Origin of the sequence: Burkholderia sp. Se-20373 (genome assembly GCF_017104705.1) — a bacterium.
In the GTDB taxonomy this organism is placed as follows: domain Bacteria; phylum Pseudomonadota; class Gammaproteobacteria; order Burkholderiales; family Burkholderiaceae; genus Burkholderia.
The window spans coordinates 1-12,257 of record NZ_JAAGPH010000188.1 but is presented as its reverse complement, the minus strand read 5'-3'; the positions used below and the strand labels follow the sequence as shown (position 1 = coordinate 12,257).

Annotated in this window: 14 protein-coding genes; 10 read left to right on the top strand and 4 right to left on the bottom strand. The window is 68.9% G+C overall.

The genetic code is table 11. The features are described 5' to 3' along the window. The 10 genes from G3N96_RS34605 to G3N96_RS34560 form a co-directional block, all read left to right on the top strand. Nucleotides 1-247: DUF3619 family protein (locus G3N96_RS34605; protein WP_206139977.1), on the top strand; the 247-nt coding region annotated here is incomplete at its 5' end. Nucleotides 248-273: 26 nt separating this feature from the next. Then, complete coding sequence (locus G3N96_RS34600; protein WP_124582731.1) at nt 274-1,032, top strand: DUF3106 domain-containing protein; 759 nt, start codon at nt 274-276, stop codon at nt 1,030-1,032. Between the two features lie 6 nt (nt 1,033-1,038). Continuing rightward, entirely contained in the window at nt 1,039-1,545 is a 507-nt protein-coding gene (locus tag G3N96_RS34595) for an RDD family protein (RefSeq protein WP_124582729.1), read from the top strand. Between the two features lie 225 nt (nt 1,546-1,770). Beyond that, nucleotides 1,771-2,709 carry a UDP-2,3-diacylglucosamine diphosphatase gene (locus G3N96_RS34590; RefSeq protein ID WP_069248481.1) on the top strand — a complete coding sequence of 313 codons (939 nt, stop codon included), beginning with the start codon at nt 1,771-1,773 and terminating at the stop codon, nt 2,707-2,709. A 29-nt stretch (nt 2,710-2,738) separates the two neighbouring features. After that, nucleotides 2,739-3,773, top strand: a complete 1,035-nt coding sequence (locus tag G3N96_RS34585; RefSeq protein WP_059531147.1) for a glycosyltransferase family 1 protein — start codon at nt 2,739-2,741, stop codon at nt 3,771-3,773. Continuing rightward, nucleotides 3,770-4,306 (top strand): diacylglycerol kinase, encoded by a 537-nt coding sequence (locus G3N96_RS34580; protein WP_039370536.1) that lies wholly within the window; start codon nt 3,770-3,772, stop codon nt 4,304-4,306. Before G3N96_RS34585 ends, G3N96_RS34580 begins: the two co-directional genes overlap by 4 nt. A gap of 205 nt (nt 4,307-4,511) precedes the next feature. Continuing rightward, a complete protein-coding gene (locus tag G3N96_RS34575; RefSeq protein ID WP_124582727.1) occupies nt 4,512-5,270 on the top strand; it encodes a TetR/AcrR family transcriptional regulator in 759 nt (252 codons plus the stop codon). Beyond that, nucleotides 5,267-5,848, top strand: coding sequence for a TIGR00730 family Rossman fold protein (locus tag G3N96_RS34570; protein ID WP_006497020.1), 582 nt, complete (start codon nt 5,267-5,269; stop codon nt 5,846-5,848). The genes G3N96_RS34575 and G3N96_RS34570 overlap by 4 nt, the downstream gene beginning before the upstream one ends. A gap of 22 nt (nt 5,849-5,870) precedes the next feature. Next, nucleotides 5,871-6,632, top strand: a complete 762-nt coding sequence (locus tag G3N96_RS34565) for an SDR family oxidoreductase (RefSeq protein ID WP_206139976.1) — start codon at nt 5,871-5,873, stop codon at nt 6,630-6,632. A 229-nt stretch (nt 6,633-6,861) separates the two neighbouring features. Continuing rightward, nucleotides 6,862-8,754, top strand: a complete 1,893-nt coding sequence (locus G3N96_RS34560) for a glycosyl transferase (RefSeq protein WP_206139975.1) — start codon at nt 6,862-6,864, stop codon at nt 8,752-8,754. 189 nt (nt 8,755-8,943) lie between these two features. On the opposite strand, the gene G3N96_RS34555 is transcribed toward G3N96_RS34560, so the two are convergent. From G3N96_RS34555 to G3N96_RS34540, 4 genes are all read right to left on the bottom strand, one after another. Then, nucleotides 8,944-9,561, bottom strand: a complete 618-nt coding sequence (locus tag G3N96_RS34555; protein WP_206139974.1) for a DUF924 family protein — start codon at nt 9,559-9,561, stop codon at nt 8,944-8,946. Then, nucleotides 9,558-10,289 (bottom strand): alanyl-tRNA editing protein, encoded by a 732-nt coding sequence (locus G3N96_RS34550; RefSeq protein WP_206139973.1) that lies wholly within the window; start codon nt 10,287-10,289, stop codon nt 9,558-9,560. The genes G3N96_RS34555 and G3N96_RS34550 overlap by 4 nt, the downstream gene beginning before the upstream one ends. Before the next feature lie 105 nt (nt 10,290-10,394). After that, complete coding sequence (locus G3N96_RS34545) at nt 10,395-10,805, bottom strand: group II truncated hemoglobin (protein WP_069248490.1); 411 nt, start codon at nt 10,803-10,805, stop codon at nt 10,395-10,397. Nucleotides 10,806-10,850: 45 nt separating this feature from the next. Then, a partial coding sequence (locus G3N96_RS34540; RefSeq protein ID WP_346778927.1) for an FtsX-like permease family protein occupies nt 10,851-12,257 on the bottom strand: 1,407 nt, incomplete at its 5' end.

The window sequence follows — 12,257 nt, the reverse complement described above, 5'->3', positions numbered from 1 at the left end:
CGCCGGCGCGGCCGGTGCGTACGGTACGGCGCCCGCGAGCCGCCCGCAGGCGTCGCTCGCGCGCCGCCTGCTGCGCGCGTGGCCGCTGGCGCTGCTGCTCGCGGGGCTCGTCGGCATCGCCTACTGGGAAGACATGCAGCGCACCGCCGAACTCGCCGACATCGACGCGGCGATGCTCAGCGACGACCTGCCGCTCAACGCGTATCTCGACCACGGGTTCAACGCGTATCTGTCGCGCGCTCACTAACAGACAATAACGAGGGGATCGCACGGGTGAGTCAGAAGCGCGGCCTGGCCGTATTTTTCGGATGCGTAATCGCGATCGCCGTTTCCTACGTCGCCACTTACCCACGATTCCACCCGGCCCCCGCGACGACCGCCGCCGCGGTCAGCAGCCCTGCCGCGCCCGCATCGGCCGCGACCGGGCTGAGCACCGAACTCCCCCCGCTGCCCCTGCCGCTGCCGGCCGCTACCGGCCCGTTGTCGTGGGCGCGCCTCACGCCGGCGCAGCACGCGGCGCTCGCGCCGTTCGCCGACCAATGGGACGGCTTCAGCGATGCCCGCAAGCGCAAATGGCTGAAGATCGCATCGCGTTTCGCGAAGTTGACGCCCGATGACCAAAAGCGCCTGCAGGACCGGATGACCGAATGGGCCAAGATGACGCCCGAGCAGCGCCGCGTCGCGCGCGAGAACTACCAGAGTGCGAAGGAGCTTTCCGCGCAGGCGCGTGAGCGCGCATGGAAGGCGTACCAGCAACTCCCCGAAGAGCAGAAGGAACGTCTCGCGGCCGCCGAGCGCCGCCGCCGGCCGAGCGTCGTCAGTGCGCCGCCGACCGTCGCCGACCGGGACGTGCGCCGCCTCGTCAATTCGCACGAACACCCGGCAAGCGGCCCGGCCACCGCACCGGCGCCCGTCTCGGCCGCCGTCGCGCCGCCGGTGCCCGCATCGTCGACGGCCGGCACCGCATCCGCGCCGGCTGCCGTGGCGCCGGTGTCGCCCGCCGACGCACCTTCGCTGTTCAAGGGCTCCTGAGCGCCCGTGGCGAACGCCCACGCACCTGAAACCCCGGCTGCCGTGCCGTCCGTGCGGCGGCGTCTCGCCGCGCTGCTCTACGAAGGCGTGCTGCTGTTCGGCGTGGTGTTCTTCGCCGGGCTCGCGTTCAGCCTCGCGACGCAGCAACGCAACGGCCTCGTCCATCACAACCTGCTCGCCGCCTGGATCGCGGTCGTGGTCGGCGCGTACTTCGTCTGGTTCTGGACCCATGGCGGCCAGACGCTGCCGATGAAGACCTGGCGGCTGCGGCTCGAATCGTCGAGCGGCCGGCCGCTGAGCGCGGGCCACGCGCTCGTCCGCTACGCGCTCGGCTGGCTGTGGTTCCTGCCGCCGCTCGCGCTGCATCCGCTCCTCGGCTTGTCGGTACCCGTCACGCTCGCGCTCACCGCCGCATGGATCGCCGTATGGGCCGGCGCCGCGCGGCTGCATGCCGAGCGCCAGTTTCCGCACGACCGGATCGCCCGCACGCGCGTCGTCGCGATACCGCGCTGACGCGCCGCATTCGCCTGACGAAAACACCTCGCCAAGGCGGCTTCCGCCCGGCCCGGCGGCCTTGCCCGACAATGGTCGGCCGTTCGGTACGGCACATTACGCAACGCCCCGTCGTTCACTGCTAAACACCCTGCAGCGGTCGTAATAAGAACGTCTCGTGACTGTCATGGCACAGTCACGCCCGCATGGCGGAATGCCGGTAATGTCAACCGGCGCGAGTCATGCATGGGCCAGAAAACGTCCGCGACCTCACTGTTCCGTCACCCCATCGGCGCCCGCGCCGCCACAGCGTTCCTGTCCGGTTCTGCCGCAACCGACGGGCTGGTGTCGCAAGACCCGCCTGCCGGGCACGCCACGCAGCATGACGACCCCGACTCGTCGGCCCACCGCTACCGCACCATCTGGCTGTCCGACATCCACCTCGGCTCGAGCGGCTGCCAGGCGCCGTACCTGCTCGACTTCCTGCGCCACAACGATTCGGAGTACCTGTACCTCGTCGGCGACATCATCGACGGCTGGCAGCTGAAAAAGGGCTGGTACTGGCCGCAGGCGCACAACGACGTCGTGCAGAAGATCCTGCGCAAGGCACGCAAGGGGACGCAGGTCGTCTACATCCCCGGCAACCACGACGAAGGCGCGCGGCAGTTCTGCGATCTCGCGTTCGGCGACATCCAGGTGCGCGGCGAGGCGTTCCACACGACGCTCGCGGGCAAACGTTTGTGGATCGTGCACGGCGACCTGTTCGACGGCGTGATCCAGCACGCGAAATGGCTCGCATACCTCGGCGACACGCTCTACACGCTGATCCTCGTGCTCAACCGCTGGTTCAACCGGATCCGCAGCCGGCTCGGCTTCCAGTACTGGTCGTTGTCGCAGTACCTGAAGCACCAGGTCAAGAACGCCGTCAACTTCATCTCACAGTTCGAGACCGTGATGACCGACGAGGCGCGCCGCCGCGGCTGCGACGGCGTCGTGTGCGGCCACATCCACAAGGCGGAGATCCGCGACATCGACGGCGTGCTGTACTGCAACGACGGCGACTGGGTCGAAAGCCTGTCCGCACTCGTCGAAACGATGGAAGGCGAACTGAAGATCGTCTACTGGACGGTGATGCGCACCGCACCGACGGAGACCACGTCGCGCAAGGCCAAGGCCACTGCCTGACATCCCCCTACTTACAGGACAAAGCCGCGATGAAGATCATGATCGTCACCGACGCGTGGGAACCGCAAGTCAACGGCGTCGTGCGCACGCTGAAGAGCACGTCGCGCGAACTCACCGCGCTCGGCCACCGCGTCGAACTGCTGACGCCGCTGGAATTCCGTACGGTGCCCTGCCCGACCTACCCGGAGATCCGCCTGTCGATCCTGCCGTACCGCAAGCTGCGCGCGCGAATCGACGCGTTCGCCCCCGACGCGCTGCACATCGCGACCGAAGGCCCGCTCGGCCTCGCTGCGCGACGCTACGCGCGTTCGCGCAAGCTGCCGTACACGACCGCGTACCACACGCGCTTTCCGGAATACGTGCAGGCGCGCTTCGGCATCCCGCTCGCCGCGACCTACCGCTTCCTGCACTGGTTCCACGGCCCGTCGCTCGCGGTGATGGCGCCGACGCCGGTCGTCAAGCAGGACCTCGAGAAATTCGGCTTCACGAACGTCGTGCTGTGGACGCGCGGCGTCGATCTCGACGTGTTCCGGCCGATGGAATCGAAGGTGCTCAATACCGCGCGGCCGATCTTCCTGTACGTGGGCCGCGTCGCGATCGAGAAGAACGTCGAGGCATTCCTGCGCCTCGACCTGCCCGGCTCGAAGTGGGTCGCGGGCGAAGGCCCCGCGCTCGCGGAGCTGAAGTCGCGCTATCCGGAAGCCAACTATCTCGGCGTGCTGTCACAGGCCGAGCTCGCCAAGGTGTATGCTGCGGCCGACGTGTTCGTGTTCCCGAGTCGCACCGACACGTTCGGCCTCGTGCTGCTCGAAGCCCTCGCCTGCGGCACGCCGGTAGCCGCGTATCCCGTCACGGGCCCGATCGACGTGCTCGGCGAAGGCGACGCCGGCGCGATGCACGAAGACCTGCAGGAAGCCTGCCTCGAGGCGCTGAAGATCGAACGCACCACTGCGCGCGCGTGGGCCGAACGCTTCTCGTGGCGCGCGGCATCCGAGCAGTTCGCGTCGCATCTGAAGCCGCTGCCGAAGACCGCGTACTCGCCAGCAGAAGGTGCCGCCGTTTGAAACGAGACCTGAACGACAAAATTCCGCCCCCCGACGCAACGCCGCAACGGCACCGCCCGTTCGACGAAGAAGAGCCGCACGCCGACGCGGACGTGCACGCGCACGAGCCGCTCGGCCCCGACGACCGGCTCGCGCCGCTGCCGCCGAACCCGTACAAGCGCCATCGCGGCATCACGCGCGCCTGGTACGCCCTCAAGCATTCGCTGAACGGCTTTCGCGTGGCGATCCGCGAGGAGAGCGCGTTTCGGCAGGAGCTCACGCTCGCTGCGCTGATGCTCCCGATCGGCGCGTTCGCACCGGTGCCGGCGGCATCGCGTGCGCTGCTGATCGCGTCGGTGCTGCTCGTGCTGATCGTCGAGCTGCTGAACTCGAGCGTCGAAGCCGCGATCGACCGCATCTCGCTCGAGCGTCACGAACTCTCGAAGCGCGCGAAGGACCTCGGCAGCGCAGCCGTGACCGTCGCGCTGTTCGCGTGCGTGACGACGTGGGGCTTCGTGCTCGGCCCCGTCGTCGCACGCTGGCTCGGCTTCTAGACGGCTGCCCTGCGGGTACCTGGCGCACCGCCCGCGTGCGGCGCTGCACCATGCGCCGCGCGGGGCGGCGATCACGAAATGCCCCGATGTGGCGAAACCCCGGTTTATAATCGTCCGCTAGACATAGAACAGCAACCCGCGCCGGACGAATCACGCAGCATCGATTGCAGCGCCCGCCAGTCCGGCACACACAGGGCCGGACGACATGGAAGCGAAACCTCCCCGCCGCACCCGCGAACGGATTCTCGAGTTGTCGTTGAAACTCTTCAACGAGATCGGCGAGCCGAACGTCACGACCACGACGATCGCCGAGGAAATGGAAATCAGTCCAGGCAACCTGTACTACCATTTCCGCAACAAGGACGACATCATCAACAGCATCTTCGCGCAGTTCGAGCAGCAGATCGAACGGCGGCTGCGCTTTCCCGAAGATCATCGTCCGACGATCGACGAAACCTGGTCGTACCTGCAGTACATGGCCGATTTCATGTGGACCTACCGGTTCCTGTATCGCGACCTCAACGACCTGCTCGCCCGCAACCGCACGCTCGAGACGCACTTCAAGCAGATCATCAGCCACAAGGTGCGCTTCGCGCGCGACATGTGCGAGCTGCTCGTGTCCGACACCGAGATGGTCGCGACGCCCGCCGAGATCGAAGTCATCGCCACCAACATGGCCGTCATTTCGACGTACTGGCTGTCGTATCAGTACGTGATGCATCCGCGCAAGTACAACGACCAGGACGCGATCCGCGAGGAACTGCACCAGGTCAGCATGCACGTGATCTCCGTGATGGCACCGTACCTGCGCGGCCGTTCGCGCCAGCTGTTCGACGACCTGGTCTCCGGCAAGCTGCCGAAGCGCCAGTTCACCGACTACCTGCCGCCGCGCGACGGCTCGCCGCGCCCCGCCGACAGCCCCGTCGTCACCGGGCAGGCACCCGCCAAGGATGCCAAGCAATGAAGGCTGTTTGTGTTTACTGCGGCTCGTCGTCCGGCGTGCGGCCCGTCTATGCCGACGCCGCGCGCGCATTCGGCCGCGCGCTCGTCGATGCGGGCCTCACGCTCGTCTACGGCGGCGGCCGGGTCGGCCTGATGGGCGTGATCGCCGACGAAGTGATGGCGGCCGGCGGCCGTGCAGTCGGCGTGATCCCCGAACTGCTCGTCGACAAGGAAGTCGGCCATACGGGGCTGTCGGAACTGCACGTCGTGCCCGACATGCATCACCGCAAGAAAATGATGGCCGATCTCTCCGACGCGTTCGTCGCGATGCCCGGCGGCGCCGGCACGCTCGAGGAGCTCTTCGAGGTCTACACGTGGGCGCAGCTCGGCTATCACCGCAAGCCCGTCGCGCTCTACAACATCGATTCGTTCTACGATCCGCTGATCGCGCTGCTGCGCCATACGGTCGACGAGGGCTTCATGCGTCCGGCCTATTTCGACGCACTGTGCGTCGAATCGGAACCCGTCGCGCTGATCGAGCGACTGCGCCGCTACCAGCCGCCCGCCCGCGACAAGTGGGCGCCCGACGCGGCCAAGTAACCGTCACCGGAACCCGCGCGCGATGACCGCACCGTCCGACCGCAAAGCCCTCCTCATCACCGGCGCGAGCCGCGGCATCGGCCGCGCGACCGCCGTGCTCGCGGCCGAGCGCGGCTGGGACGTCGGCATCAACTACGCGCGCGACGCGGCGGCGGCCGAACTCACCGCGCAGGCCGTCCGCGACGCGGGCGGCCGGGCGTGCGTCGTCGCGGGCGACGTCGCGAACGAAGCCGATGTCGTCGCGATGTTCGACACCGTCACGGCCGCATTCGGCCGCCTCGACGCGCTCGTCAACAACGCGGGCATCGTCGCGCCGTCGATGCCGCTCGCCGACATGCCGGCCGACCGGCTGCGGCGGATGTTCGACACCAACGTTCTCGGCGCGTATCTGTGTGCGCGCGAAGCCGCGCGCCGGCTCTCCACCGACCGCGGCGGCCGCGGCGGCGCGATCGTCAACGTCTCGTCGATCGCCTCCCGGCTCGGCTCGCCGAACGAATACGTCGACTATGCGGGGTCGAAAGGCGCGGTCGACTCGCTGACGATCGGTCTAGCGAAAGAACTCGGTCCGCACGGCGTGCGCGTCAACGCGGTCCGACCCGGCCTGATCGAGACCGACATTCACGCGAGCGGCGGCCAGCCGGGCCGGGCGGCCCGCCTCGGCGCCACGACGCCGCTCGGCCGCGCGGGCGAAGCGCAGGAAATCGCCGAAGCGATCGTCTGGCTCCTGGGCGACGCGGCGTCTTACACGACGGGCGCCCTGCTCGACGTCGGCGGCGGTCGCTAATTCCGCACTGCGGCGCATCAAAAACCGCCGCCCGAAGCAATCCATCGTCACGACACCACAAATCTCCACAATTCCGTGACACGAACGGTAATCCACCGTAACAATTCCGTGGTCTACTAGCGGACATTCAGACAGGTGTCATAAATACCCGTCCGTTGGCCTTTGATATGGCCCCAATCGGTCCTGCCCACGTCGCCGGACCCGCTCGACTCGACCCGAGACTCCTTCCATGCCTGGAACCGCAGCGCCCAGCCGGCGACGCACGTCTGTGCCCGCTCCGGCCCAGTACACCCATTCGACCGCCGACGCGGATCTCACCGCAACGCTCGACGCCGCCGGCACGCCCGTCGCCGCCTCGACCGCCGCCACCAGCACGACGCGCGAACACTCGCGCCTGCTCGGCTGGCGCGCGTGGCTGTTCGTCGCCGCGCTGATCTGCGCGTATACGCTGCCGGGCGTGCTCGGCCACGATCCGTGGAAGCAGGACGAAACCTACACGTTCGGCATCATCCAGCACATGCTCGAGACCGGCGACTTCGTCGTGCCGACCAATGCCGGCCTGCCGTTCATGGAAAAGCCGCCGCTCTACGCGTGGGTCGCGACCAGCCTCGCCTGGCTGCTGCAGCGCGTGATGCCGCTGCACGACGCGGCCCGGCTCGCGAGCGCGCTGTTCGCCGCGCTGGCATTCGGCTTCATCGCGCGCGCGGCGCGCGTCGCCAGCCGCGCGGGTTCCTGGTTCGACCTGCGCGTGATCGGTCCCGTCGTGCTGAGCGCCGGCACGCTCGTGGTCATCAAGCACGTGCACGACATGATGACCGACGTCGCGCTGTTCGCCGGCACGGCAATCGCGTTCTGCGGACTGCTCGAACTCGTGATGCAGCACGTCGCGCGCGCGCAGCAGATGCGCCACGGGCTACCGGTCCGGCCGTCGGGCCGCTGGGCCGCGCCGATCTTCGGTGCGGGCGTCGGCATCGCGCTGATGACGAAGGGGCTGTTCGTGCCGCTGGTGTTTGCCGCCACGCTCGTCGGCGCGATGGTGCTCTATCCGGCCTGCCGTACCCGCGCGTTCGCGCGCTCGCTCGGCGTCGCCGCACTGGTGTTCGCGCCGTTCGCGCTCGTCTGGCCGACCGCACTGTTCCTGCGCTCCGAGACGCTGTTCATGACATGGTTCTGGGACAACAACGTCGGCCGCTTCTTCGGTTTCTCCGTCCCCGAACTGGGCGCGGAAAACGACAAGCCGTTCTTCATCCTGCGTGCGTTCCTGCTCGTCGGCTTCCCGGTCGCGCCGCTCGCGATCGTCGCGCTCGCGCGGGGTGCGTGGCGCGACTGGCGCACGCCGCGCATCGCGCTGCCGGTGATGTTCACGGTCATCGGGCTCGTCGTGCTGCAAGTGTCCGCGACGTCGCGCCAGCTCTACATCCTGCCGTTCTTCGCGCCGCTCGCGCTGGTCGCCGCGCAGGCCATCGACCGCCTGCCGCGCCAGCTGCATCTCGCGTGGGACTACCTGAGCCGCATCCTGTTCGGCACGGCCGCCGCGCTCGCCTGGGCCATCTGGGCGGTGATGGCCGATCCGGCCGCGTCGCGCAAGGATCTGACGCTGCTCGGCCGCTGGCTGCCGCTCGACTGGACGATGCCGATCGAACCCGCGCTCGTGATCGGAGCGCTCGTGCTGACGGTCGGCTGGCTGACGCTGCTGCCGAAGCTGCGCGCGACGGGCGTCTGGCGCGGCGCGCTGTCGTGGGGCGCCGGCGCACTCGTCGCATGGGGGCTCATTTACACGCTGCTGCTGCCGTGGCTCGACGTCGCGAAAAGCTACCGCTCGGTGTTCGACGACCTGAACGCGCATCTCGCACTCGAATGGAACGACGGCGACTGCATGGCGAGCCTGCACGGGCTCGGCGAATCGGAAGCGCCGATGCTGTACTACTTCTCCGGCATCCAGCACACGCCGATCGACGACGCGAAGACGACGCGCTGCACCTGGATGATCGTCCAGGGCGTGCGGGCCGTCGATCCGGCGCCCGGCGACGAATGGAAACTGTTCTGGACGGGCGCCCGCCCGGGCGACAACGAGGAACTGCTGCGCGTGTACGTGCGCACGCCCGAACAGCACGTTGAGTAAGGCGGGGAGCCACGGCGGACGCGCCGCCGTGCTTGCCCTCGTACCGGGCGTGGCGTGGTGCGCGCCACCGCCCGAGCAGCGAACAGCCATCGGGAAATGCGCGCCGCCGACCGGCGCTCCCTGCCGCCACCGTGCCCGCGTGACTCCGCGGGCCTCCCCTCTTCCCGCGTCACGCCGCTGCCCGAATCGTCAGAACGACGAACCAGGCTCGCGAAGAAACGCCGTCTCCTCGTCGCTCGATGCCCGACCGAGAATCGCGTTCCGGTGCGGAAAGCGGCCGAAGCGCTCGACGACGGCCGCATGCAACAACGCGAAGCGGTGATAGCTCTCACACCCGGCCTCGTCGCGAATGCCCGCGCACAGGCGCACGGCTTCGCGCTGGCTCTCGACCGACTCGTCGTGCTCGAACGGCAGATACGCAAACGCGCGGTGATGTCCGCTCGGCAACTGCGCGTCCCAGCCGGCCGCGACGACGCGGCGCGCAAGCGCGAGCGCTTTCGGATCGGCGGCAAACGCGCGCGGCGTGCCGCGATGGATGTTGCGCGAGAACTGGTCGAGCACGACGATCAACGCCAGTGCCCCCGACGGCGAGCCTGCCCAGTGATCGCAGGCGCCGTCGCACGCGGCGTCGAGCAACGCGCCGTAGCGCGTGCGCAGCACGTCGTCGAACGCCGCGCCGCCGTTGAACCAGACCTTGCGGTTCTGCCCGAATTCGGCCGACCCCGGCTCGCCGAACCAGAAATCGAGAATCTCCCGCGCTTGCGGATCGAGCGCCGCTGCGCCCGCGTGGGGGGTGTCCATCGTCATGCAAACTCCAGTACGAGGCGCCGGGTGCGCGCGCTCTTCTTTTCCAGTTTCGCGACCCGCAGCTCGCCGATTTCCGACGTATTGCGCACGTGCGTGCCGCCGCACGGCTGCAGGTCGACCTGCTCGATGCGCAACAGCCTCACGCGGCCGAGGCCCATCGGCGGCTTCACGCTCATCGTGCGCACGAGATCCGGCCGTGCGGCCATCTCGTCGTCGGTGATCCATTCGGTCGTGACCGGGTGCGCGCCGACCACCAGGCCGGCGAGGCGCCGCTCGACGTCATCGCGGTCGATCGCGTCGGACGTCGCGAAATCCAGCCGCACGTAGTCGGCCGTCACGCTGCAACCGTCGACCGCGTACGGCAGCACCGCGCACATCAGGTGCGCCGCGGTATGCAGCCGCATGTGGCGATAGCGGCGCAGCCAGTCGATCTCCGCGACCACGCGCGTACCGGGCTCGAGCGCCGCGACACTCGCCTCCTGCCCCGGTGCGGGCACATGCACGGCATCGTCCGGCGTCGCGCCGTCGAACCTGGCCTTGCGCGTATCGGCAATCGCGATCGTGCCGCCGTCGGGCAGCGTCAGCGTGCCGGTATCGCCGGCCTGGCCGCCGCCGAGCGGATAGAACACGGTGCAGTCGAGCCGGATGCCGTCGTCGCCGACGGCCAGGACGACCGCGTCGCATTGCGTGAGGTACGCGTCTTCGCGAAACAGCGCTTGTGTCGTCATCGGGCAAGCCTCGTATCGATGGGGGGAAGCGGCCAGTGTCGCGCCGCGCGGCGCGCGCGCCCAGACGCAGATCGTCGCGCGCGCGGGCGGCGGCGTACCGGTCGATCAACCGGGCCGGTTGCGCATCCAGTCGGCCGTGTCGTAGAACGAATGCATGAGCCGCTCGCGCAGCGGCTCGGGCAGCCCGATGTCCTCCATCGCCCACGCCATGCAGCGCAGCCACTGGTCGCGCTCGACCGACGCGATCGGAAACGGCAGGTGCCGCGCGCGCAGCCGCGGATGGCCGAACCGGCTGATGTAGTGGTCGGGGCCGCCGAGCCACCCGCACAGGAACCAGAAAAACTTGTCGCGCGAACCGTCGAGCGAATCCGGGTGCAGCGCGCGAATCTGCGCGAACTCGGGCTCGAGATCCATCAGGTCGTAAAAGCGGTCCACCATTTCGCGCACGCGGGCTTCACCGCCCACGAGCTCGAACGCCGTCGGCTGCGACGGCGCATCGTCATTTACATCGGTCATACGGATAGTCGGAAAAAACGGGATCTTCGGGGCCGCCGGCAACGCTCATGCGTCGCGCAGCGACTGCAGCGCGGGGCGCCGCAACACATTATGCAGGCTCAGCCAGCCGGCCGCACCGGCGCACGCGACGCCGGCCGAGATGCCGGCCGGCACGAGCCACGGATCGACGGCGAGCTGGAAATCGAACACGCGCGACGCGAGCACCCAGCCGACCGCGATCGCGCCCGCCGACGCCAGCGCACCGGACAGCGCGCCAACCACGACGAACTCCGCGCGCTGCACCGCGTTGACCTGCGCGCGCGACGCGCCGAGCGCGCGCAGCAGCGCGGCCTCGCGCACCCGCTCGTCGCGCGTGCCGGCGAGCGCCGTGTACAGCACGAGAACGCCGGCCGCGAGCGTGAACATGAACAGGAACTGCACCGCGCCGACCACCTGCAGCATCATCCGCTGCAACTGCGCGAGGATCGGCGCGACGTCGATCGCGGTCAGGTTCGGATAGCGCGCGATCAGCGGATCGAGCAGCGCGGCATTCGATGCCGGCAAATGGAAGCTCGTCAGGTACACGGCCGGGAAATCCTTCAGCACCGGCGGCGGCATCAGCACGAAGAAATTGACGCGGAACGCCCCCCAGTCGAGCTTGCGCACGCTGGTGACCGGCGCGTCGACCGTCAGCCCCGTCACGTCGAAGCGCAGCACGTCGCCCGGCTTCACGTTCAGCGTCTTCGCGAGGCCAGCCTCGATCGAGATCTGCGGCGCCGCCGCGGTGCCGAACCAGTCGCCTTCGACGATCCGGTTGTCGGACGGCAACTGGGTCGTATAGGACAGGTTGAACTCACGGTCGACGAGCCGGCGCGCCTCCTCGGACGGGTAGGCGTCCGGATTCACCGGCTTGCCGTTGATCGCGACGAGGCGGCCGCGCACCATCGGCTCGGGCACCGCGTCGCGCACGCCGTGCGCGGCCAGATAAGCCGCGACGTCGGCGCGCTGGTCGGGCTGGATGTCGATCAGGAACTGGTTCGGCGCATCGGGCGGCGTCGACTGCTGCCAGCCCGCGACAAGGTCGTTGCGCGTGATCGCGATCAGCAGCAGGCACATCAGGCCGAGCGCGAGCGCGGTGATCTGCAGCGCGCTCGCCGTGCCGCGCCGGTGCAGCGACGCCAGCGCGTAACGCCAGCCGACGCCCGCGGCCACGCGTGCGATGCGCACCGCGCGCGCGGCGGCGAACAGCACGAGCCGCGCGATCAGCGCGAAACCGACCAGCGCGCCGGCGAAACCGCCCGCGACGATCAGCCCGAGTTTCAGGTTGCCGGCGGACACGATCAGCAGCCCCGCGAACAGCACGACGCCGACCGCATACGCGGCCCACGCCGTGCGCGACGCGTCGCCCCAGATCGGAAGAGCGTCGTGTAGGGCAAGGGCGTTTGCCTCGGTGATAATGGCCGCTGTCGCGTC